Origin of the sequence: Bifidobacterium imperatoris, assembly GCF_002860405.1 — a bacterium.
Lineage (GTDB): Bacteria > Actinomycetota > Actinomycetes > Actinomycetales > Bifidobacteriaceae > Bifidobacterium > Bifidobacterium imperatoris.
The window spans coordinates 109,426-133,355 of sequence record NZ_NMWV01000023.1 but is presented as its reverse complement, the minus strand read 5'-3'; the positions used below and the strand labels follow the sequence as shown (position 1 = coordinate 133,355).

At 56.2% G+C, this 23,930-nt stretch carries 18 protein-coding genes and 1 pseudogene; 14 read left to right on the top strand and 5 right to left on the bottom strand.

The window, feature by feature from the left end; all coding sequences use genetic code 11:
• Positions 1-552: pseudogene (locus Tam1G_RS08560) on the bottom strand (integrase catalytic domain-containing protein); the annotation flags it as partial.
• Positions 553-1,133: 581 nt separating this feature from the next.
• Between Tam1G_RS08560 and fucO the strand changes: the two are divergent.
• The gene (gene fucO / locus Tam1G_RS08555; protein WP_033892020.1) at positions 1,134-2,285 is read left to right on the top strand and encodes a lactaldehyde reductase; all 1,152 of its coding nucleotides are present in this window, start codon (positions 1,134-1,136) and stop codon (positions 2,283-2,285) included.
• A 125-nt stretch (positions 2,286-2,410) separates the two neighbouring features.
• Here fucO and Tam1G_RS08550 read toward each other — a convergent pair whose 3' ends face one another.
• Complete coding sequence (locus tag Tam1G_RS08550) at positions 2,411-3,334, bottom strand: glycosyltransferase family 2 protein (protein ID WP_101626182.1); 924 nt, start codon at positions 3,332-3,334, stop codon at positions 2,411-2,413.
• 120 nt (positions 3,335-3,454) lie between these two features.
• Between Tam1G_RS08550 and Tam1G_RS08545 the strand changes: the two genes are divergently transcribed.
• The 12 genes from Tam1G_RS08545 to Tam1G_RS08490 all read left to right on the top strand — a co-directional run bounded on the left by Tam1G_RS08545 (position 3,455) and on the right by Tam1G_RS08490 (position 18,171).
• Positions 3,455-5,032: an AI-2E family transporter gene (locus Tam1G_RS08545; protein WP_033892017.1), complete on the top strand. Its 1,578-nt coding sequence runs from the start codon at positions 3,455-3,457 to the stop codon at positions 5,030-5,032.
• Positions 5,032-6,255 (top strand): glycosyltransferase family 2 protein, encoded by a 1,224-nt coding sequence (locus Tam1G_RS08540; protein WP_034535263.1) that lies wholly within the window; start codon positions 5,032-5,034, stop codon positions 6,253-6,255. Before Tam1G_RS08545 ends, Tam1G_RS08540 begins: the two co-directional genes overlap by 1 nt.
• Before the next feature lie 110 nt (positions 6,256-6,365).
• Positions 6,366-7,244, top strand: coding sequence for an ABC transporter ATP-binding protein (locus Tam1G_RS08535; protein ID WP_081890126.1), 879 nt, complete (start codon positions 6,366-6,368; stop codon positions 7,242-7,244).
• Entirely contained in the window at positions 7,241-8,905 is a 1,665-nt protein-coding gene (locus Tam1G_RS08530; protein ID WP_101626181.1) for an ABC transporter permease, read from the top strand. Before Tam1G_RS08535 ends, Tam1G_RS08530 begins: the two co-directional genes overlap by 4 nt.
• Positions 8,906-8,932: 27 nt before the next feature.
• Positions 8,933-10,417 carry a D-alanyl-D-alanine carboxypeptidase/D-alanyl-D-alanine-endopeptidase gene (locus Tam1G_RS08525; protein ID WP_101626180.1) on the top strand — a complete coding sequence of 495 codons (1,485 nt, stop codon included), beginning with the start codon at positions 8,933-8,935 and terminating at the stop codon, positions 10,415-10,417.
• A 40-nt stretch (positions 10,418-10,457) separates the two neighbouring features.
• On the top strand, positions 10,458-11,561 hold the full coding sequence (gene tilS / locus Tam1G_RS08520; protein ID WP_101626179.1) for a tRNA lysidine(34) synthetase TilS: 1,104 nt from the start codon (positions 10,458-10,460) through the stop codon (positions 11,559-11,561).
• Positions 11,548-12,111 carry a hypoxanthine phosphoribosyltransferase gene (gene hpt / locus Tam1G_RS08515; protein ID WP_033892011.1) on the top strand — a complete coding sequence of 188 codons (564 nt, stop codon included), beginning with the start codon at positions 11,548-11,550 and terminating at the stop codon, positions 12,109-12,111. The genes tilS and hpt overlap by 14 nt, the downstream gene beginning before the upstream one ends.
• Positions 12,108-14,210: an ATP-dependent zinc metalloprotease FtsH gene (ftsH, locus tag Tam1G_RS08510; protein ID WP_033892010.1), complete on the top strand. Its 2,103-nt coding sequence runs from the start codon at positions 12,108-12,110 to the stop codon at positions 14,208-14,210. Before hpt ends, ftsH begins: the two co-directional genes overlap by 4 nt.
• Positions 14,211-14,313: 103 nt before the next feature.
• A complete protein-coding gene (gene folE, locus Tam1G_RS08505; RefSeq protein ID WP_101626178.1) occupies positions 14,314-14,895 on the top strand; it encodes a GTP cyclohydrolase I FolE in 582 nt (193 codons plus the stop codon).
• A gap of 197 nt (positions 14,896-15,092) precedes the next feature.
• Complete coding sequence (folP, locus tag Tam1G_RS08500; protein ID WP_101626177.1) at positions 15,093-15,965, top strand: dihydropteroate synthase; 873 nt, start codon at positions 15,093-15,095, stop codon at positions 15,963-15,965.
• Between the two features lie 138 nt (positions 15,966-16,103).
• Positions 16,104-17,585: a 2-amino-4-hydroxy-6-hydroxymethyldihydropteridine diphosphokinase gene (folK, locus tag Tam1G_RS08495; protein ID WP_101626176.1), complete on the top strand. Its 1,482-nt coding sequence runs from the start codon at positions 16,104-16,106 to the stop codon at positions 17,583-17,585.
• 55 nt (positions 17,586-17,640) lie between these two features.
• Positions 17,641-18,171, top strand: coding sequence for a DUF3180 domain-containing protein (locus tag Tam1G_RS08490; protein ID WP_101626175.1), 531 nt, complete (start codon positions 17,641-17,643; stop codon positions 18,169-18,171).
• 59 nt (positions 18,172-18,230) lie between these two features.
• Here the strand turns inward: Tam1G_RS08490 and Tam1G_RS08485 are convergent, their stop codons facing one another.
• Together Tam1G_RS08485 and ettA are read right to left on the bottom strand one after the other, a co-directional pair.
• The gene (locus Tam1G_RS08485) at positions 18,231-19,136 is read right to left on the bottom strand and encodes an acyl-CoA thioesterase (RefSeq protein WP_101626174.1); all 906 of its coding nucleotides are present in this window, start codon (positions 19,134-19,136) and stop codon (positions 18,231-18,233) included.
• 234 nt (positions 19,137-19,370) lie between these two features.
• Positions 19,371-21,050 (bottom strand): energy-dependent translational throttle protein EttA, encoded by a 1,680-nt coding sequence (gene ettA / locus Tam1G_RS08480; RefSeq protein ID WP_101626173.1) that lies wholly within the window; start codon positions 21,048-21,050, stop codon positions 19,371-19,373.
• A 309-nt stretch (positions 21,051-21,359) separates the two neighbouring features.
• Between ettA and Tam1G_RS08475 the strand changes: the two genes are divergently transcribed.
• Positions 21,360-22,826 (top strand): DHA2 family efflux MFS transporter permease subunit, encoded by a 1,467-nt coding sequence (locus tag Tam1G_RS08475; RefSeq protein ID WP_101626172.1) that lies wholly within the window; start codon positions 21,360-21,362, stop codon positions 22,824-22,826.
• A 69-nt stretch (positions 22,827-22,895) separates the two neighbouring features.
• Here the strand turns inward: Tam1G_RS08475 and Tam1G_RS08470 are convergent, their stop codons facing one another.
• Positions 22,896-23,879: a Gfo/Idh/MocA family protein gene (locus Tam1G_RS08470; RefSeq protein WP_207553026.1), complete on the bottom strand. Its 984-nt coding sequence runs from the start codon at positions 23,877-23,879 to the stop codon at positions 22,896-22,898.
• Positions 23,880-23,930: the final 51 nt, after the last annotated feature.

Below are 23,930 nucleotides of genomic sequence, written 5' to 3'. Positions count from 1 at the left end.
CCCGCAGTGGGCCACGGTGTCGGCCTCGACGTTGCCGGGCAGGCCGTCCAGCTCGTCGCCGGCCTTCCTGATCGTGATCGAGTTGCGCAGCAGCTCCCCGGCGGGCCGGGTAGTGGAGATGCCTCTGGGCCGTGCCGCGTCGCGCGTCTTTTTGAGGTACCGGTCCATCGTGGCCGCGCTCATCCGCTCCAGCTCGCGGAACGCGAAACCGTCCCAGTCGGCGAGCTCGCCGTGCGCGCGCAGCATGGGCATCCACAGGGGCAGCATCGCCTTGAGGTACTTCGCGCACGGCGCATCCATCATCAGCCACACCTGGACCAGCAGCTCGCGCGACTGCTCCGAATACCGCTTCGGCCGCTCCGCGGGCGACATCGACGGCCTGCCGCGCCCGGCTTCCGTGAGTCTGCGTCTCGCGGTGCTCCTGCCGATTCCCAGCACGGAGCACATCTCATCGAGGATGCGTCCCTTGTCCTTCTTCGACGCCTTCATGTATTCATCCCTGAATCTCAGGGTGACCTGCCGCTTCGTCGCCATGCTGATCCTGTCTTCCATAAGACAAGCCAAACAGGACCGATACCGTTCGCGCTCATTCCCGATGAGGCACCACCACACCCTACGCGCTCAAAAAACGTGAGGCACGTCGAGCGTACCGAAACAAACAAAGGAGCGCATTAAGATATACGGAGCCGCCGCCATCCGGCATAAAGGGGAAGAAGACTGGGATGGGAGAAGCGTCTATAGGCCCAGCAAATGGCTTCTGCGTCGTGCCCTATCCGCGAGCGTGCTATGCGGCATGGGGTCGGGCAATAATGCCGAATGGATGATAAACACGACGGCCAGAATGTGCCCCAAGCTCCATCTACCGGACACATGGACATATGAGGCAGAATGCGCCTTAGATGTACTCACCAGCGCGCTATACCTCAAATATGCCATCCGGTACGAAACGGACGAGAAGCTACGGAATAGGTTCAACGACGAACCATACAGACCATAACACACAACATGCGGGATGTCATCCCATCCCGGCCTATAATCATTCGTGGAGGTGTCGTGTTCTTTTACCGGACTTTTTACCGGGGAGAATGCGACACCAACAAAACCCAACAGTTCCAATGCAAAGGAGCATAAAAATGGTCTACCGCATGATTTTCAACCAGACTGCATATTTCGGTCGCGGCGCCATCAAGGAAATCCCCGCTGTCGCTAAGCAGCATGGCTTCACCAAGGCATTTATTGTTACTGATCCGGTTCTGCTGGAAACCGGTACCGCTGAGAAGGTGACCAAGGTTCTGGATGAGGCAGGCCTGCCATATGAGGTCTTTTCCAACGTCAAGCCGAACCCGCCGGTCGAGTGCATCAAGGATGGCGTTGAGAAGTTCGCCGCTTCCGGGGCCGACTTCCTGATTGGTCTGGGCGGCGGCTCCCCGCAGGATACCTGCAAGGGCATCGGCATCATCACCGCCAACCCGGAGTTCTCTGACGTGCTCTCCCTCGAGGGCGTTGCCGACACCAAGAACCCGTCCGTCCCGATCTTCGGCGTGCCGACTACCGCTGGCACCGCATCCGAGACCACCATCAACTACGTGATCACTGATACTGCCAACAAGCGCAAGTTCGTGGCCGTCGACCCGCACGACATCCCGATTGTCGCTTTCGTCGATCCTGACCTGACCGACTCCATGCCGCGCGGCCTCAAGGTCGCCACCGGTCTGGACGCCCTGACCCACGCCATCGAGGGCTACATCACCCCGGGAGCTTGGAGCCTGTCCGACTGCCTGTCCATGCAGACCATTCGCATGATCGCCAAGAACCTCGCCAAGTCCGCTGACGGCGACATTCCGGCCGGCGAGCAGATGGCATACGCCTCCTATATCACTGGTATGGCCTACTCCAACGTCGGCCTCGGCCTGGTGCACGGCATGGCCCACCCGCTGGGCGGCCGCCTCGGCGTGGCCCACGGTGTTGCCAATGGCATCCTGCTGGCCCCGGTCATGGAATACAACAAGGACTTCACCGGTGAGAAGTACCGTGACATCGCCGACGCCTTCGGCGTTGAGGACGCGTACACCGGCGACCTTGAGAAGGTTCGCGAAGAGGCCGTGCAGGCTGTCCACAAGCTGACCGTGGACCTGAAGAATCCGACCACCATCTCCGAAGTTGGCGCCACTGAGGCAGATCTTGCTCCGCTGGCCCACGATGCCTTCAACGACGTGTGCACGCCGGGCAACCCGCGCAAGGCCACCGAAGAGGACATCCTCGCCATCTACAAGTCACTGATGTGATCATGTAATCATTTCCACCGTGTGGTCAACTCTCCACGGTGGAGTATATGAAAATGGCTCTATTCCGCGCTTTTCGTGGAATAGAGCCATTTTGCGTAACCACACGGTGGAAAGCGGCAACAGAGCTACTCGTGTTTTGCGTCCCACTCCTCATCCGTGGGTGTTTCGGCATATAGCTTCTTGCCCTGAGCCTCGGCAAGCTCCATCTGTTCATTGATCCAAGCGGCCTCAGCCGGGTTGATGTCCGCGGTATTCAGAACCTTCTGCCATACCGGGTAGAACAGATGCATTGCCGGGTACATGGCGGTGAACAGAATCTCCGGCTTGTGCTTGCGCCAATGCTGCGGATGCGCATTAAACGTGTTCTTAAATCGACGCATGTAGGTCAAGAACGAACTCAGCGACGTGTCCATGCGTCGGGCGCTCATCGCGGCAATCATGCGCGGTGAGTACACGGTTTTCAAATCCTTGCCCATCAGATGCAGTGAGATATCAATATCCTCATGCATCATATCGGCCTTGTCTCGGCACACTTCATCGGCGATTTGCCGCCAAGCGGAAGCGCGCAACGCCATATTCGAGCCGAACAGCAGCGGCTGGCCACCATCTGCACGGTAGATGCGTTTGCGCAGTGAATTATCGCCGCGCAAACCGAAATGACGCGACGGCATGTCGTAATACATCACCGGCCCCGTGGCGCCCATCGCTTCGGGATCCTCGGTGAAAATACCGCTGACCACTTCCACCCAATCCGGGCGAATCATGCAATCGGCGTCAAAACGGCCCAATACATCGCCAGTGGCATGATTCAAGCCGTAATTACGGGTCGGAATCAATCCCTGTTCATCATCCTGATGAAGCAGCTTGACCGGTGCTTCGGGATGTTCGGCGATGAACTGTTCCACAATCTCGCAGGTATTGTCTGTGGAACGATTATCTACCACAAGCACCTCATGCGGCATCACGGTCTGTCTGGTGGCATTCAGCAGACAATCGCGAATACGTTCGGATTCGTTCCACGCTGGGATGATGATCGAAACGGTAAGCATGGTTCCAAGGATAGAAAAGCGGGTGTACTCAGGCGCTAATCAACACAGCGCTTCCGTGCTGAATGCGTTCATTTACAGCGCTTCTCGCCAACATCGAGCCTGACGCTACAATGGAGAGCCATGAGCGAAAGCGCGCGCAATACTTATGAATCAGGCGCTGGTAACACCACCAGTGCCGCCAATTCGCAATCTGGCACACCTGCTGGAGATGAAAATCGTATCGATTTGGGCTCTCTGTTCCCCGCCCACGGCGATCCGCGCAGGCCCCCGGAATGGTTCGGCCGCGCGTTGCTGTATGTGGCCATCGCCATTGTGGTATTTAGTTTCTGCTGGCGCTCTTGGGGCAGTATCTCCTATCTGATACTTGACATCATCATCTCCCTGTTCATCGCCTTGGCGATCGAACCACTGGTAGTGGCGCTGGTGAGGCATGGTTGGAAGCGCGGAGTGGCTTCCGCGACAGGCATGGTGGGACTTGCAGTTGTGATTTGCGTGCTGCTCACCTTGTTCGGCAACATGTTCGTTTCCCAGGTCATCGCCATGATCAGCGGTCTGCCCGCCATGTATGAGCAGATTCGCGACTTCATCGGGCAGTACAGTACATTCGAGCTACCGGAAATCAACAGTCTGGGCTCGGAAATCCTCAATAATATTCAGACTTCCTGGGTTACTGATTTCGCGGGTACAGCCATGAGCACGGTAAGTGGCCTGCTGGGCTTCCTGCTGAACCTTATGACCGTGATCATGACCACCTACTACATTTCCGCCGCCGGCCCGAAATTGCGCCGGTCCTTCTGCCGTTGGCTTGCGCCTAACACGCAACGTCGATTCCTTTTGGTGTGGACGGTGGCTCAGGATCAGATTTCATCCTTCCTGTTCTCCCGCTCGATTCTGGCGCTGATTAATGCGGCCTGCACGGCCATCTTCCTCGAAGTATTGCAGGTGCCGTATTGGCTGCCGCTGGCCCTGTTCTGCGGTGTGGTTTCCCAGTTCATTCCTACCGTCGGTACCTATATCGGCGGTGCTCTGCCGGTGCTGTTTGCATGGGGCAACCGTGGATGGACGTATGCGGTCGCCGTACTGGTGTTCATCATTATTTATCAGCAGATTGAGAATCTGATTCTTTCCCCGAGGATTTCCCAGCGCACGATGGATATCAACGCTGCACTGGCCTTCCTCGCTGTGCTGGCCTTCGGCTCGCTGTTCGGCGCGCTTGGTGCCTTCCTCGCTTTGCCGGTCACCGCTTCGATCCAGGTGATTTTCCGCGCATACACCAGACGGTACGAGCTGGTTGATTCGCCGTTGATGTACGACCCTGTGCCTGAAAAGAAATCCAAGATTGTGGAAGCTTCCGAGGCGTTCGGCGAGCATGTGCTGCATCCGATTGGCGAGCATGTGCCGCGTGCCGCCAAGGGGTCCACCAAGAAGGTACCAATGGATGACGAGCTGCGCAAACTACAGCATGAAATCTATGCGCTCGAGCAGGGTGGCCCATTGCTGCCGGACGATGAAGAATCAGCCACAGTGGCAATTCCGAAGCATGTGCTGTCCAAGGTAGATTCCGGCAACTCCAAGTCGGTTTTGCACGGTACTGAAGAATCCGCTGAAGCTACAACACACACGAACGGAGCTGATGTGAACGCATCAGAACACAAACAATCATCCGCTAACAGCAATCCGAGAGCGGGGTGGCGTTAATGACATTGCTTACCGCACTTGATGTGCTGCTGTTCATCGTGGGCGGCGCTGGCATGGTGTACCAGGGCGTATGCATTGTGATGTCCCTATTCGCCAAGCCTGTCCGATTCCCGGAAGCACCGATGACCAACCATTATGCCGTGCTGATCTCCGCCCGAAACGAGGAGAACGTCATCGGCAACCTCATCGATTCAATTCGCGCGCAAACCTATCCTTCCGAGCTGATTGACATTTGGCTCGTGGCGGATAACTGCACGGACAACACCGCCGAAGTGGTGCGCGCTCGCGGTTGCCATGTGCTTGAACGGCACAATATGGAGCAGGTCGGCAAAGGTTATGCATTAACCTACCTGCTTGGTCATATGCTCGACACTGGTGTGGCGGACAATTACGACGCCTACTTTGTCTTCGATGCCGACAATAAACTCGACAAGCATTACTTCGAGGAAATGAATAAGGGCTTCTGCGCCGGCTTCAAGATTCTGACCAGCTACCGTAATTCAGTGAATCTGGCCGATAACTGGGTGTCTTCCGGTTCGGCGCTCTGGTTCATTCGAGAATCACGATTCCTTTCCAATTCCCGTATGATTCTTGGCTCCTCCTGCCATGTTGGCGGTACGGGCTTCATGTTCTCCCGCGATGTGATGAAACGCAACAGTGGTTGGAAATTCCACCTGTTGACCGAGGATCTTGAATTCACGATGGATTCGATTCTGCACGGCGATCGCATTGGATACTGCGGCAACGCAATCCTCTACGATGAGCAGCCGGTTACATTCGCGCAAAGCTGGCGTCAGCGACTGCGTTGGAGCAAGGGCTTCCTGCAGGTCTTCCGCTACTATGGACCGGCATTGCTCAAGCGCGCGGTGCGTGAACGTGACTTCTCCTGCATTGATTTCACGCTGATGCTCTGCCCGTTCACCGTGCTCGGTGTGGCTCGCATCATTATGGGCGTGCTGTTCGCGGCATTCGGCTTCGTGAGCTGGTCGAGCCAATGGCAGTCGTTGGTTGGCTGGTCCAACGGCATCGTCACTTCGGTGCTGGGCCTGATGGCTCTTGCTGCTCTGACCATCATCGTTGAGCGTGACCAGATCGGTGCTTCGAACAAGGAGTTGCTCGCCTACGTGCTGAGCTTCCCGATCTACATGCTGAGCTATGTGCCGATTTCCTTCCAGGCCATCTTCGCCAAAGCGCAGTGGAAGCCCATTACGCATAAGGGCTGAGGTGATATCCGAACGAAGGTGGATCTCCGCATTGCCGTAGGTGAGTCCGAAATCGCTGCACCGGAGGGGCGTTGCCGGGTTTCGCTGTGCTCGTAGGCTAGAGTAAGACTATGAGCACAGACAATTCTCAAGGAAATGTCAATTTTTCTTCGTCTTTCATGCCGGTAGCGCAGCCGGTGCCGACGCCTCAGCCAATGTTTGCACAGCAAGTGCCGCCGAACCCTGCGGCCGCCGTGTCCATTCGAGGTTTATTCAAGCGTTTCGGCAATAAGATCGCGGTTAACGGGCTTTCCTTGGACATTCCCGTGGGCTCGTTTTATGGTCTGGTGGGGCCTAACGGTGCTGGTAAGACCACTACGTTGAACATGGTCACCGGCCTGCTCACCCCAGATGCCGGTCTGGCCTTGATTCTTGGAGCTAACGTATGGCAGAACGTCAATGCCGCCAAGCGTTCCATCGGCGTGATGCCGCAACCCGATCAGATTTTTGATCGTCTCACCGGACTGCAATTACTCGTATACGCCGGCATGTTGCGCGGCATGAAACGCGCTGAAGCCACGGCGAGAGCACGTGACCTGCTGTCTGCATTCGACCTCACCGCCGCGGCCAGCACTATGGTGACCGATTATTCGGCCGGTATGACCAAGAAAATATGCTTGGCTTCGGCCATGATTCATTCGCCGCGCATTCTGGTGTTGGACGAGCCGTTCGAATCCGTGGATCCGGTCTCCAGTGCAAATCTCAAAGATATTCTTATCGAATATGCCCGAACCGGTGGCACGGTGATTATCTCCTCGCATGTTATGGCCTTGGTTGAGAAAATGTGCACGCATGTGGCGGTGATTAACGACGGTCAGGTTTGTGCTGCAGGCACGGTAGATCAAGTGGCTGCCGGAGAGGATTTGGAAGAACGGTTCCTGCAGCTGGTGGGCGGCCGCCATGAAGCGGCACATTTGTCTTGGCTGGATGGCGGAAAGGCAAGCGCATGAACACCGCATTAACCATAGTGCGTATGCGATGGGCGCTGACTTGGGCCACATTGCGCAAATCCGTTTGGCAGACCGTCGCCTACATATTTGCGCTGATCGCCGCCGTAATTACCGTGGTGGGCACGGCAATGGCCGCATGGTTCATCGGCGGCTTGGACCATGCTGGGCCTCAAGATGCGATGTTGGCGGATTATGGGCCATTCGCTTTTCTCAGAAGTATGACCATCGCGTTGGGTGCGCTCATCATATTTACTGTGGTGTTCATTCAACTCATGCTTTTCGGTGATGGTTCCACAATGAGCCCTAGGAAATTCGCGCTTTACGGCATTCCCGATCGCACGCTGCAATTCGGTCTTCTGCTCTCAGGTATGTCAGGCTTGCCAGCCATCACCGGCATGCTCACATTCGCGCTGTGGACGCTTTCCTATCGGAATATGGGTGCGCCAACTGTTGCCATATCGCTGATATCAGCCATATTCTCCGTGCTCACTATTGTCAGTCTGTCAAAACTGCTGATTGCATTGTGCACCACGCTGGTCACCTCCAAACGCGGCAAAGCATTGTTCTATATGGTTACGCTGCTGGGATTCATCGTACTGTGCGAATTGCCGAGCCTTGTGATGAGCTCCGATGCTTTGCATACAGCCACTCCAGAGGAACGTGGCGCTGGACTTGCCATGTTCGCCACTGCAGTATCTTGGACGCCATTCGGCGCATCATTCCAGCTGCCGTTCGACGTGGCGATAGGCGATGCAGCAGCACTGATCGGGCATATTGCGGTACTCGCAGTGACATGGGTGTTCTGCTTTGCATTGTGCACATGGTGCTTACGCCATGAACGTAAAATCACTGGTGCCGCGGCACGCGCCGTGACCATTGCCGGGCTGGGGGCTTTCAAACGCATGCCGGATTCGATCTCCGGCGCGGTATCCGCCCGTCTGATTACCTATCTCAAGCGCGATCCACGTCAGGCGATGTTGTTCATTATGCCTGTATTGTTCGTCGCGATTTTCTTCATGCAGGCGCGCGGAGAAAGCATGGCCATTTGGTCGTCGCTGATTACTGCAGGATGGCTGCTGGCCATCGCCGAAAGTAACGGGCTCGCCTACGATGGGCGCGGATTTGCGATGGAAGTCATCGCCGGTGTTGACGGTCTGCACGACAGAATCGGCCGTGTGCGCATTTATGTAGGCATCGCATTGACCTATCTTGTGGTGCTGGGTGTGGTTCTGATGATTATTACCGGGGACTGGCGCCATCCGATGAGCCTCATGTTTGCATTGCTGTTCTGGGCCTTGGGCATTGCCGTAGCCTTGTGCGGCATTGGTCTTGCGGAAGTCACATCCACCGTACTGCTGTATCCGGTGCCGTCTATGGACAAGCCGTTCTCATCGCCGCAAGGCCGCGCCGTAGCACAAGGATTCTTCCCGTTCGTCTATCTATTCGGCACATTCGTGCTGCTATTGCCCACCGGCATAGTGGCTTCAATATTGGCCATTATCGGCAGTATCAGCACAATGTTTTGGCTGCTGATTCCCATTGCCATTATCAACGGCATCGGCATGCTGATACTGGGGACATGGCTGGGCGGTAAGCTGTTGGATGCGCGAATGCTCTCGATTGTCAGCACACTCGACTCATTCGCATCATTGCAGCACTAGCAACCGTCATTAGGGGAGAACATCTTCATGGTTTCCAAGGCGAAGTCCGGCAAGCGCCAGTACCCGTCATTCAGGCGAATCCGCGCCGTGCGCCGGCTTACAGTGCTGTTCTCCTGCATGATTACCGTTGCATTGTTCGTGGGGTACTGCATTGCGGACATCGCCGATATTATTCCCGGGCCGCTTACGCTACAGCCGGTTGCCGAAACCAGTTTCCCAGCTCCAGTGCATGCCAAAGCCAGTGGCAGCATTGTATCCGAACTTGATCGCAGCAAGTCTATCGATTCCACCCAAGCCGCGAACTTGATGAATGAACTATTGGCCGCCGAAGGTGTGGGTCAAGACGTGTCGGTGATTATTGAAGACGCACAGGGGCATACCGCAGCCGAACATGAGGCTGATACTCCTCGCGAACCGGCGTCCACCATGAAAACACTTACCGCGCTTGCCGCATCCACCAAACTCAATATGGCGTCAACGCTCGATACGCAGACCTTCATCTCCTCTGATGACAATGGCACTGTAGTAACGCTGAAGGGCAATGGCGATATGCTGCTGTCCGCTGGCGAATCCGATCCCGACCATATCAATGGGCGCGCCGGCTTGGCCACCTTGGCGCAGGCCACCGTCGCGGCCCTCGCCCAACGCGGTATCGATACTGTTGCTCTGCATTATGACGACACCCTCTTCGGTGATCAGCGAATCCCTCAAGGGCTATCAGACGGCACTTCGGTGCTAAGCGAATACGTGACGTACTACACACCGATTTCCGCTATGGCCATTGATGGCGGACGCCAATATAGTGATGCCACACCTGCTCCAAGTGACCCCGATGATTCAGCTGGCTATCCCGAACTTTCCCAACACACCGCACTCGATGCCGCTCAGCAATTCGCGCAATTGATGCAGACCAATGGCATTACCGTGACCGGCGAGCCCACGGCAGCTTTGGCTCCCAGCGGCACCAGCGCGGTTGCCTCAATAAGCTCTGCAACACTTGCGGAAATACTCGCCTACACATTGCGACATTCCGATAACACGCTGGCTGAGGAATTCGGCCGTCTTGTTGCGCTCGCTGATACGAACGCGGCCAATGACCCACAAGGGGCCGCCAAAGCGGTACGCACTCAACTCGAATCGCTGGGACTCAATACGAGCGGCCTGACTATGGCTGATTGCTCTGGCCTATCGCCAGGCTCACAGCTCACCGTGCGTATGCTGGCCGCAGTACAGCAGCATAACCTGAGCGAAGGCAGCGGAGCCTCCGCCGCGGAAGGCCTTTCCATCACGGGTTTGGTCGGTACGGCTGCCGACCGGTACACCGATGATAAGGTGGCTGGTCTGATTCGTGTGAAAACCGGAAGCTTGGAACAAGTGACTTCCATGACCGGCAATATTTCCCGCACCAACGGGGGAGCGCTGGCCTTTGCCGTAGTGGTCAACAATCCCGCTGATTATGAAGCAGCACGTTCGGCCATCAATATGTTCATTACCAAGCTTGCTGATTTATAAGCTGACTGTTAAGCAACAAAGTCTTCTATTAAGGAATCACATGGTGTATTCACCTCGGCTACGCAAAGCTGTGGGCGCGGTGCGCGCATCTCTGACTCGCATTGGTGTGGAACGTCAGTCGCCTAAGTTCGCGCAGCATGGCCAGCATCAACCGCTGCCGGATGCTCCGCTGGTGTTGATTGCATGCTCGGGTGGGCGCGATTCTATGGCTCTGGCTGCGGTCGGCCAAACAGTATGCGCCTCGTTGGGTGTGCGCTGCGGTGCTGTTGTGGTAGATCATCAATTACAGTCTGAATCCAGGCAGGTTGCCGAACAGACGGCTGAACGTTGCCGGAAACTCGGACTTGATCCCGTACTGGTTCGTGCCGCTGATGTGCACGATGAGGGAGAGGGCTTGGAGGCTGCAGCCCGTGCCGCACGATATCAGCAATTGTGCATTGCCGCACATGAGCGACATGCTGACTGCGTGCTGTTGGCGCATACCTTGGATGATCAGGCTGAAACAGTACTGATTGGCTTGTTGCGTGGTCACGGGCTTGACATGGTGGCCGGTATGCCGCCGATATTTGTTCGTGATGATGTGCGTTTCGTGCGCCCTCTGCTGGAACTTTCTCGAGCTGATACCACCGGTATCTGCCAGGACCTTAACCTTGAGTATTGGGATGATCCCACCAATGGCGAGGGGATGGAAGGGCCGCTGCCAGATGAGTATCCGCTGCGATCGCGTATCCGGCATGACCTGCTGCCAGCCATTGAACGGTTTGCCGGTGCCGATGTGGCGCGTCATCTTGCGGATAATGCGCGGCTTCTGCAAATGGACAAAGCCTACCTCGATCATCAGGCTGATATGGTGCGAGCCAAGGCGGTGACCAATACGGCCGATAGTACGAGTGAAGACAGTACGGCGATTGCGTTTAACGCGCGCATGCTGGAAGGCGAACCTGCCTCGATTCGTTTACGTGTGCTGGCCCATGCGTTCAGTGAAGCGGCGATTATGGTCAGCGCCGCGCATATTGAGGCTGTCGATCGGCTGATTACGGATTGGCATGGTCAGTCAGCTGTATGTCTTCCCAGTGGATATTCAGCGAACCGCAAGAAACACGTCATTCGCGTGTGCCAAGATAGAGCGCATGCGAATCGCTGACGTTAAGGAAGATATTGACCACGAGCTGGTCAGCAGGGAACAAATCGACTCCAAAATTCAGGAGATGGCTGCGCGGGTAAGCGATGATTATCGCGATAAGAATCCGCTGGTTATCGCAGTGCTGAAGGGTGCCGTGAACACATTGGTGGCGTTCACTGAAGCCTTGAGCATTCCGGTCCAGATTGATTTCATGAGCCTGTCCAGCTACGGCTCCGGCACAAAATCCAGCGGCACCGTGACAGTTCGTCAGGATTTGTCCGCTGATGTTCGCGGCCGGCACATTCTTATCGTGGAAGATATTATCGATTCTGGACGTACGCTCGCATGGCTGGTTGCCGAACTGAAGCGTCGCGGTGCGGCTTCGGTGGAAGTGTTCGCACTGCTCAACAAGCCTTCTCGCCGAGAAGTGGACGTGGATGTGAAGTATCCGGGCTATGAGATTCCGGACGAATTCGTTGTGGGCTTCGGCCTCGATTACGACGAGCATTACCGCAACCTTGAATCGATTGCGGTGTTGAAGCCTTCCGTATACCAAGGAGAACAAGCATGAGCTTCCCCCAGGGTCCTGGGCCGGGCAACGGAAACAATCCGAACCCTAATAACAACCGTAACAACGGCAACCCATTTACCAATCCGTTCAAGCGTGGCGATAACGGCAACGGAAACGGCAAGAACGGTGGCAACGAAAACCGACCGTTCTGGCAGTCTCCGTGGCTGTGGGGCGCAGTGCTCGTGGTCATGGCCGTGATGATGTTCTCCATGTTCACCAACGGCGCCACGAAGACCATCGACACCAAAGATGGCTTCGCTCTGTTGAAACAGGGCAAGGCCACTTACGCTGAAATCACCGACAACAAGCAGGTGGTGCGCCTCGAGCTGAAGGATGACTTCTCCAAGAAGAATCCCGACACCGGCAAGGTGACGAACTACGGCAAGGACGTGCAATTCTACTACACCTTTGCTCAAGGTGCACAGGTGGCCAAGGCCGTGGAAGACGGTGACCTGGAAAAGGGCTGGACCTCCAATATCGAGCAGACCAGCATGCTCAGCTATCTGGTCACCTCCATCCTGCCGTTCATCATCTTCTTCGCACTGTTCTGGTGGCTGATGAGCCGCATGGGCGGCGCAAGCGGCATGCTTGGCATGGGAGGCAAGAAGAACAACGGTAAGCTGCTCGAAGGCCAGACGCCCACCACCAAGTTTTCCGATGTGGCCGGCGAAGATGAAGCACTCGCCGAAGTGGAAGAAATCAAGGACTTCTTGAAGGATCCGTCCAAGTACAAGGCGCTGGGCGCACGTATTCCGCGTGGCGTGCTGCTGTATGGCCCTCCTGGAACCGGTAAGACGTTGCTTGCCCGAGCCATTGCAGGCGAGGCCGGCGTGCCGTTCTACGCTATGGCAGGTTCCGACTTCGTTGAGATGTTCGTTGGTCTCGGTGCCTCCCGTGTGCGTGACCTGTTCGATGAAGCCAAGAAGAACGCTCCGGCCATCATCTTCATTGATGAGATTGACGCTGTGGGCCGTAAGCGTGGCTCCGGTATGGGTGGTGGCCATGACGAGCGCGAGCAGACGCTGAACCAGCTGCTTGTGGAGATGGATGGTTTCGATAACGACACCAACCTGATCATCATCGCAGCAACCAACCGTCCTGACGTGCTTGATCCGGCACTGCTTCGTCCGGGTCGTTTTGACCGTCAGGTGGGCGTGGCTGCACCTGATCTGGAAGGCCGTGAGGCAATCCTCAAGGTGCACGCCAAGGGCAAGCCGTTCGTGCCTGATGTCGATTTGCATATGGTGGCTGTGCGCACGCCGGGCTTCACCGGTGCCGATTTGGCCAACGTGCTGAACGAAGCTGCCTTGCTGTGCGCCCGCGCCGGTGCTCAGCTCATCGATAACCGTGCCATCGATGAGGCTATCGATCGTGTGCAGGCCGGTCCGCGCCGCAAGTCCAAGGGCATGGCACTCGATGAGTTGCGTAATACCGCATACCATGAGGGTGGCCACGCGCTGGTGGCAGCAGCCCTGCACAATACCGATCCGGTGACCAAGGTGACGATTTTGCCTCGTGGCCGTGCACTCGGCTACACCGCCGTGATGCCTACTTCCGATCGATACTCGCAGTCTCGCAACCAGTTGCTTGATCAGATGGCATACGCGATGGGCGGCCGCACCGCTGAGGAAATCGTGTTCCATGATCCAACCACTGGCGCTTCGAACGATATCGAAAAGGCTACGAACATCGCTCGTACGATGGTGACACAGTATGGCTTCTCCAAGCAGCTCGGTGCCATCAAGTGGGCCGATGACGAGGATCAGAGTGGTGATTTGGGTAGTTTGGCTCCGCACAACTACTCGAACCGCACGGCTGAAATCATTGATGAAGAAGTGCTGCAGCTGGTGGAAACCGCACATACTGAAGCATGGAACATCATCAACGACAACCGTGAGATTCTCGATGAGCTTGTTCGCCAGCTTTTGGTCAAGGAAACGCTGAACGAGAAGGAATTGGCCGAGATTTTCGCCCCGATTAAGAAGGCTCCGGAACGTGAGGTCTGGCTGTCTAACGACCGTCGCCCCGATTCCGATAAGCCTCCGGTGGAGATTCCTGAAAGCCTGAAGCGTTCGGCAGGCATCAAGCCCGAAGAGTGATCACTAGTGCGAAAGAAGCCCGTGGTCTGACTGTGCTTTGCGGCATGGTCAGACCACGGGCTTGCTCAATTAACTGGTACTTGGAGACATGTGAGGAGAGCAGATGACTGAGGAGAAAGTAGGCACCTACGACGAAGAAGGCGTGCGCGAGGCTGTTCGCCTGTTCCTGAAGTCGATTGGCGAGGATCCGGACCGCGAGGGTCTAGTGGAGACTCCGGATCGCATTGCACGAGCTGGCCGCGAATTGTTCGCCGGCCTTCATGCGTCTCCGGCCGATGTGCTGGAGAAGCATTTTGATGTGGATACCGACGAGCTGGTGCTGGTCAAGGACATTGAACTGTATTCGGTGTGCGAGCACCACTTGCTGCCTTTCCACGGTGTGGCTCATGTGGGCTACATTCCAGCCAAGGACGGTGTTATGGGCTTAAGCAAGCTGGCCCGACTGGTGGAAGTCTATGCTCGCCGCCCGCAAGTGCAGGAACGTTTGACCCAGCAGATTGCCGATGCTCTGGTGGATTATGCCGGTGCACGAGGTGTGATTGTGGTGACCGAATGCGAGCACCTGTGCATGTCGATGCGTGGCATCAAGAAGTCTTCGGCTCGTACAGTGACCTCCGCGGTGCGTGGCTTGCTGCGCAATCCCGCCACTCGAGCCGAAGCCATGAGCCTCATTTTGGACAAGTAGCCATTCTTTGGCCCCCTGACGAGGGGCGGGTGATTGTCTCACTGAGATTCGTTGCGGAGAAAGCGGGCGTCGGCCCCTCTAATGAGGAGGCTTCTGGCGTTGCCGGAGTGATCGCCTCACTCGGCCCCCTCTGACGAGGGGGCTCCCGGCGAAGCCGGGTGGGGGAGAGACCAAATATCAATAGAAGGGGAATAACAATGACCAATTTACAAGCATTGCATGACGTATCACACACGCTGGTGATGGGCGTGCTCAACATCACTGAGGATTCCTTCTCGGACGGTGGTCTATGGCTCGACCCAGCCAAGGCAGCACAACATGGTCGAGACATGATGGCAGCCGGCGCTGACATCATCGATATCGGTGCCGAATCCACGCGCCCTGGCGCGAAACGCGTTTCCGAAGAAGACGAGCTCAAGCGCATCACCGGTGCGGTGAATACGCTGATCCCGGCCGGAGCAGTGCTTTCCATCGATACCACGCGCGCTTCGGTGGCCTGCGCGGCATTGGAAGGTGGCGCGCAAATCATCAACGATGTGTCCGGTGGCACTTTGGATCGTGAGCTACCGCATGTGGTGGCCGATCACGATTGCCTGTACATTGTGCAGCATTGGCGCGGCTGGCTGGCCGGCTCCAAGGGAGCCAATCCTGATCAGGATACGTCAGTCTATGAGCATGGCGTGCTGACCGACGTGCACGATGAACTGATGCATCAGGTCGATGACGTACTGGCTGCCGGCGTGAAGCCCGAACGCATCATCATCGACCCGGGTCTAGGCTTCTCCAAGCCGGGCATCGAACATAATCTGCCGCTGCTCGCCGGTCTTGAAACCTTCCGAGCCACTGGATACCCGGTACTTATCGGACAGTCCCGCAAACGCTTCATCTCCGCCATGCTTGCTGAAAATGGCATCGATGAACCGACAATGGCCCAGCGCGATGACGTGACTGCTGCACTGTCTGCCCTGAGTGCCGAACATGGTGCATGGGCCGTGCGCGTACACGATGTGGCCAAGAGCCGCGCCGCCGTCATCGCCGGTAACACTTGGCGAAAGTACAGCGAGCAATAGATTATTGGTTACGGTACTGGCTCCCCTCTCTGAGGGGAGCTGGCGGCGAAGCCGGCTGAGGGGAGTCATCCTTTACGGGGACGACAGTCACCGTAATCATACAGCCAGTCAAATCACCAAGGGATGGGAGCGTGAACTATGGACACAATTACACTCACTGGCGTGAGCGCCAACGGTACCCACGGCGTACTTGACTTCGAACATCAGCGTGCACAGCCATTCATTGTGGATGCCACACTGTACCTTGACCTGTTTGTGGCCGGGCAATCCGATGCGCTGAACGATACCGTCGATTACGGGCGTGTAGCCAAGGATATCGTAGCGGTTATCGAAGGCGAGCATGTCGACCTGATTGAAAAACTTGCCCAGCGAATAGCCGAACGTATCCTTGCAATCAAGCCGATTGTGAAGGTTGATCTCACCATTCACAAGCCACATGCGCCAATCACTGTACCGTTTGTCGATGTGGCGGTGTCCATTACCCGCGTACGTAATGCGCAAGGTGCTGTGGTTCCAGAGCATATGCTGCAGTCGGCCGTTTCCAGTACCACACAATCACCCGTATCGTCCGCTGGACAACCGGCTGTGCACCATGCAGTAGTGGCTATGGGCGGCAATATTGGCGATGTTGAATCGACTTTGCGCGCAGCGGTCCGTGAGATGGATGGCCTGCCGGGCACTCAGGTTGGCGGTATCTCGCCGCTGTACCGTACGGCCGCATGGGGTATGGCGGACGATACCCCGGATTTCCTGAATGCAGTGGTGGAGCTTGAAACCACGATGAGCAGCCATGAATTATTGGATGCATTGCAGAACATTGAACGTGTGCATGGCCGCAATCGCGAGAATCACTGGGATTCCCGCCCATTGGATCTTGACATTATCGACTTCGATGGCATCACTAGCGCCGATCCGGATTTGTCGTTGCCGCATCCTCGCGCTTGGCAGCGAGCGTTCGTGCTGGTACCTTGGCTGGCATTGAATCCCACGGCTCGGCTTACAGGTGCTCATGGCGGGTTGGTTTCCGATTTGCTGGCAGCGGCAGCCGACCGTGATGCCGTGCAGTTGGATAGTGAGGATTGGATGCTTGCAGGGCATGCTGGCGGTTCAGACAGTGCGCAGCATCCGCAGGCAGATCATGATGCTGTACCGGTGTCTCGTAAAGCAGTAATCTCCTTGGATTCCACGTCCCGTGAAGCAGAACAGTTGTTCCGCGAAGCCATTGTTTCCATTGACAGCGTGCCTGGCAATCAAGTACAGGGCATTTCACCGCTCTACCATGTCAGCCATTTTGATGGTCCGGATGCGTTGAGCGCGGTTATCCAAGTTGAGACCAAGCTGCCGGCTGCTGATTTGATTGCCGTGCTCGGCGGCATAGAAGCGGCTCATGAGGGTCTTGTTGACATCGATCTGGTGGATATGGATGGTGTTACATCGAATACGCCTGACTGCCGTGTGCCGTGGCCATCTGCTCGGGAGCATGCTTCCGTGCTGGCACCGTGGATGGATATGGACCCTGATGCCAAGCTAGGCTCTGACCCGGTATCGTTCTTACTGGCTATGGCGCCGGACGCAGGCCAAGTGGGAATGCTGTCTGATAATTGGATTATGGGCGAGTAATGCCCGACTCGGCAGCGTTGAAGAATCATAAGCAGCATAAGCAAGGAGCGTGGGCGTGAAAGTACGTCGAACACCGTGGTGGCAGTATGTGATTGGTGCCGTATTAGGTGTGTTAGCCGGCATGGGGCTTGCCTCATATGGAGAGCAGACGGGATTGTCGCTGATCGGCACTCCCTGGGTGGTTGCAGGCTTACTTGCCGTATTGGGCGTAATCGTACTGGTGCTTGCGCTGCAAGTGCACAAATATGCGAATACCGACCCGAAGAAGCGTCCTCATAGCTTTATCAATCCGACTGTTGCGGTCAACACATTGGTATTGGCTAAGGCATTGGGTTTGGCGGGGGGCACACTTGCCGGATGGTATGTGGGGCAGATCCTGATGAGCATAAGCCATTTTGAAGCACCGTTCTACCATGATGCAATCATTCAATGTGCGGTGACTGCCATTATTTGCATCGCAGACATGATCGTCGGCATCATTGGCGAATGGTTATGCCAATTGCCTCCGAACGAAGGCCCTGAGAATCCTAAGATTGCCGAGGCCAAGCGTAAGCAGGGAGTTTCCACAGCGTACCGTAATCAGTGATGTGAGCGGAATAGTGGTTCTATAGAAGCTACGGAAAAGGCGGGCTGAGATTTATCTACTCACTCTTGCGGTATGCGAACCATAGCTTCCTGAGCAATCACAGCTACCAACTCGCCATTTTGTGAATACACTTTGGCGTTGCCCAGTCCGCGGCCGTGCGCGGCGATTGGCGTATCCTGCACATACAAATGCCACTCGTTAATATCGATGTCGCGATACCACCACATCGAGTGATCGATGGAGGCATAGGAGATACCTGGCGTGGAAATCGACAGTCCGGCGCGGCGCAATACCGGCTCCATCATGAGTTGATCGCAGCCGAGAGCAAGCAGTGCGCGATGCATCACCTGCGGCACATCGGCGTGACCATCAGCGCGCATCCACACCATTTGCTTGCCGGAATCATGCTCGGCGGACTTCTTATCAGCTTTCAACATCACCGTTGGAGTGATATGGCGAATATCAAATGGTGATTTTTCCGCATAATAATTAGCAAATGGTGACTTCTCGGCAAACGGTTCCATGAGTTTCTTCGCGGACGTGAGTGTTTCGGGGTCGGGAAGATTGTCTGGCATGGGGTCTGCGAATTCCACACCTTCCTGCCCGGTTTCCTGGAAGGATGCGATGGCGGTGAGAATCGATCCCTCAGCCTGCGTTACATTCACGCGACGTGCGGAGAAGGAGCGGCCGTCGCGCAAGTTTTCCACATCGAAAAGCAGGTCTTGGCGAATATCACCGGCCGCGATGAAATAACCGTGGATGGAATGCGGAAGGCGAGATGTGGGCACGGTTTTGGAGGCTGCGATGACCGATTGAGCAATAACCTGACCGCCGTAGACTCGGCCGGTGGGGAAGAACATGCTTTCGCCGTTGATATACGTGTGATTGCGGTAGGCGGAAGGTTCGCCCAACCGCAGCACCTTCACCAGATGATCCAGTGGGGTGACGGTGGTGGCTTGAGTCATGACTTCCTCGATTCATGTTGTGGTCTATCTCTCGTGCTGTTTGGCAGTTTACGCATGTGCGGTTAAGAGATGCGGCAGCAGGATGTAACGAGCCTGTGAGGAAGGTTAATTACCGGTTAGGGATGGGCATGGTCCATCATTCGGATATAAATGTGGACTGTAGTCCTTTTCGTATAACAAAAAGCCGCCACCATATCATATATGGTGACGGCCTTCTATCGCTTATCGAGCTGATTAGCCGCGCACGAGCTTCTTGTGCAGGCGGTGCGGGCGGGCCGCATCCTCGCCGAGGCGAGCCACACGGTTCTCCTGATAGGCCTGGAAGTTACCCTCGAACCAGTACCACTTGGCCGGGTTCTCGTCGTCGCCTTCCCAGGCGAGGATGTGGGTAGCCACGCGGTCGAGGAACCAACGATCGTGGGAGATTACCACGGCGCAGCCCGGGAAGCCGAGCAGTGCGTTTTCGAGGCTTTCCAGAGTCTCCACATCCAAATCGTTGGTGGGCTCGTCGAGGAGCAGCAGGTTGCCGCCCTGCTTCAGGGTCAGGGCCAGGTTCAGACGGTTGCGTTCACCACCGGAGAGCACGCCGGTGAGCTTCTGCTGGTCGGAACCCTTGAAGCCGAAGCTGGCCACGTAGGCACGGGTCGGCACTTCAACGCCAGCCACTTCGATGAAGTCGAGGCCACCGGAGACGGCTTCCCACAGGTTCTTGTTCGGGTCGAGACCCTCACGGTTCTGATCGACGTAGCTGATCTTGACGGTATCGCCGATCTTCAGTTCGCCGCTGGTGAGTGGCTCGAGGCCCACGATGGTCTTGAATAGGGTGGACTTACCCACACCGTTCGGGCCGATTACGCCCACGATGCCGTTACGCGGCAGGGTGAAGGAGAGGTCGTCGATCAGCACACGGTCGCCGAAGGCCTTGTGAATGTGGTTGGCTTCCAGCACCAGGGAGCCCAGACGCGGACCAGCCGGGATCTGAATCTCGGAGAAGTCCAGCTTCTTGTTGTTACGTGCCTCCTGCTCCATCTGGTCGTAACGCTCCAGACGAGCCTTGTTCTTGGCCTGACGGGCCTTGGGGGAGGAACGCACCCAGTCGAGTTCGTCCTTGAGGCGCTTGGCCAGCTTGGCGTCCTTGGCACCCTGGATTTCCATACGCTTGGCCTTGGTCTCCAGGTAGGTGGAGTAATTGCCCTTGTACGGGTACAGGTGGCCGCGGTCGACCTCGCAGATCCACTCGGCCACGTTGTCCATGAAGTAACGATCGTGGGTGACGGCGATGACGGCACCCTTGTACTGGTGCAGGAACTGTTCCAGCCACAGGATGGACTCAGCATCCAAGTGGTTGGTGGGCTCGTCGAGGAGCAGCAGATCGGGGGCTTCGAGCAGCAGCTTGCACAGTGCCACACGGCGGCGTTCACCACCGGAGCACACGTTCACCGGAGTGTCCGGGTCCGGGCACTGCAGAGCATCCATAGCCTGCTCGAGCTGGGAATCGAGATCCCAACCGTTGGCGGCATCAATCTCGGTCTGGAGCTTACCCATCTCCTCCATCAGGGAGTCGAAGTCAGCATCCGGGTTGGCCATCTCTTCGCCGATTTCGTTGAAGCGAGCGACCTTCTCCGCAATCGGGCCGAATGCCATCTTGATGTTCTCGCCCACGGTCTTGGTATCGTCCAGCGGCGGCTCCTGCTGCAGGATGCCCACGGTAAAGCCCGGAGTCAGCGTGGCTTCACCGTTGCTCACGGTCTCCAGGCCGGCCATGATCTTGAGCAGGGTGGACTTACCCATACCGTTGGGGCCCACCACGCCGATCTTCGCGCCCGGCAGGAAGCTCAGGGTCACGTCATCAAGAATCACGCGGTCGCCGAATGCCTTGCGTGCCTTGATCATCTGGAATACGAATTCTGCCATTGGTGCAGTTGCTCCTTAGAAAGGTTGGAATTTCGCCGTTTCTAGTCTTGTCGTGTTGTCTGATCGGAGCACGGGCATCCGGTGCGTTGCAGCATAACTCGTGATGCTTCCGTGAGATTTCGGCGTACTGGCCCAAGCGGTGCTCTGCCTGTCCACATTACGATCGAATCCCCGTCAAACTACCGCCCACCATGCTATCGGAAGGGCTGGAATGCTGCGGCGCGCGGCGATGCATGTAGTTTCGCGAAACATTTGGCGATAGGATATCCAATTGTTTGATATACAACAATCTAAGGCGAACGGAGTCCAATGAACGAACGCAGTGCGTCCGAACAGTTGCCTGATGGTGGTAAGCAGCCAGTGCAGTCAAAGCTGGTTATCGCAGTGGTTTCCTTGGCGATACTCACGTTTTTGGGGATTCTTTCGGAAACATCGCTGAACATTGCATACTCCACGTTGATGCAGGAGTTTGCAATCGATGCCTCCGTAGTGCAATGGCTGACCACTGGTTATTTGCTATTGCTGTCCGTTGCGATTCCAGCCTCTCCATTCATGGTTCGCCGCTTTGCCACGAGAGCGCTGTTTGTCGCCGCAGTGGCGATTTTCACTGCCGGCACAGTGCTCGGTGCATTTGCCGTAAACTTCCCGATGCTGCTCGCCGCACGATTGGTGATGGCATTGGGCACAGGTATTTCGCTGCCACTGATCACCAACATTATTCTCGAGAAAGCGCCGCTTGAGCAGCGAGGAGCCATGCTCGGCATTGTGAGTCTCGTAACCTGTGCCGCTCCTGCCATTGGCCCGGTGTTTGGCGGCATTGTTATGGAATACGCCAATTGGCATTGGATTTTCTATACGATGCTGCCATTCTTGGTTGTCTCGTTCCTACTTGGCATGGCTACAGTGCCGGAAATCCGCCATCCTGGCGATAAAGAACAGGCAAGCATCAGCGTGCCGTCACTGCTTTTGGCTGCTGTTGGATTGTCCGCATTGATTGTGGCAGTAAGCTTCTTCGCCAGCTGGAATGGCGATTGGCGATTCTGGCTGGTGCTTGCTGTGAGCGTAGCTGTGCTCGCAGTATTTGTGATTGTGCAGCTTAAGATGAGCAAGCCGCTCGTGGAAGTTCGCGTATTCACCTATTCAGGATTCTCGCTTGGCATGCTCATTCTGCTGATGGCTTCCGGTGGAGTATTGGGCTTGAACTTCCTGCTGCCTATTCTGCTGCAACGCGGATTTGCAATGAGCAGTTTGGCGGCAGCTTTGACTTTATTGCCGGGCGCTGTGGTCGGTGCGATTTCAGCGCCGCTGATTGGCAATTCACTGAAGAATCATTTTCCGCCAAAGTTTATTGTGATTGGTTTTATTGTGGTCACGGTAATGGATGCGGTATTTATCATCGCGACCGGCAATATATGGCTGATCGCTGTAGCGTACGCAGTATTCATGGCATTCTCCGGCTTTGTGCTGGTGCCTGATCAGACGCACGCATTGAATCAGCTGCCGCGCCAATTGAATGCTGATGGTTCGGCAGTAATGAACACTGTGCAGCAGATGGCCGGCGCAATCGGTACTGCTGTGGCCAGTACATTGATTACTGAATTTGCGGCGGCGCGAAGTGCTGCTGGAGATAACGCAGCCAATGCTTATGTGCACGCATTCTCACAAAGTATGTGGGTGATTGGTGCTATGGCCATCGTTGGCGTACTGCTTGCCTCGCTGATGTTCCGTTACTCCACGCGCCGGCCGCCGGAATTGACGGAAGTGACGCCGCAATAAAAAAGTGGACAGCGCGCTTCTCTTTGATGAGGAGCGCGCTGTCCACTATTTCATAAGAAAACGGAAACGTTAATCCTGCTCTTCTTCCGGATAGGTCAGGCCCCACTGGGCGCGGCGAATCAGCGTCATCATGTCCATCACGTCACGCGTGTAGTCAAGATGCATGATGCTGCGGTCGCCGGCGATAGCGGCCTCCATATCGGCCACCTCATACGCCAGTGCCTTAGCGGTTTCTCCGGCCTCGATTACCTCGGTATGGCCGTCCTCTACATACGTGATGGTGGCGCGCTCGCCGCGAGGGTAATCGTAGATTTCCACATATCCCTTATCGAACGACATAGTGCCACGCTTCGGTTGCTTGGCGTGCAGCGACAGTGTGACCGTAGCCATCTGACCGTCCGGATTGGTCAGCAGAATGCCGGCCTGCTCATCTACTCCGGTGGGTGCCAGCTTGACTTGGGAAAGAATCTGATTCGGTGTGGAGCTCATGAACCAGCGCACGAAGGAAAGCGCGTAAACGCCGATATCCAGCATGGCGCCACCGGCAAGATTGCGGTTGAAGAAGCGGTTCGCCATGTCGTACTCCTTATAGGAGCCGAAGTTCAGCTGAATCAGCTTCAGGTCGCCGAGCTTGCCTGAGCTAATAACCTCGTTGAGCTTCTTATACAGCGGCATGTGGTACAGCGTCATTGCCTCGGCGAGCACCACATTATTCGCGGCGGCGAGGGCAACGGCCTCGTTCAGCTCCTCGCTGTTCAACGTGATGGATTTCTCGCACAGCACATGCTTGCCCAAGCCAAGTGCTTTGCGCAGGAATTCAATATGCGTGTTATGCGGGGTGGAAATGTAGATGACATCCACGTTCGGGTCGTCGAACACGTCATCAATAGTGTCGTACACCTTGCCGATTCCGTATTTCTCAGCGAAAGCAACACCCTTATCGTGGGTTCGGTTCGCCACCGAATACAGTTTTCGACCTTCGCCCTCCAATGCCTGTTCGAGTTGGTTGGCGATGACACCGCATCCTAGCGTAGCCCAATTAAGTTCACGCACGATCGTCTCCTTCTACCTCATGGAGGGTTTGAGATTCAGCATACATTCAGC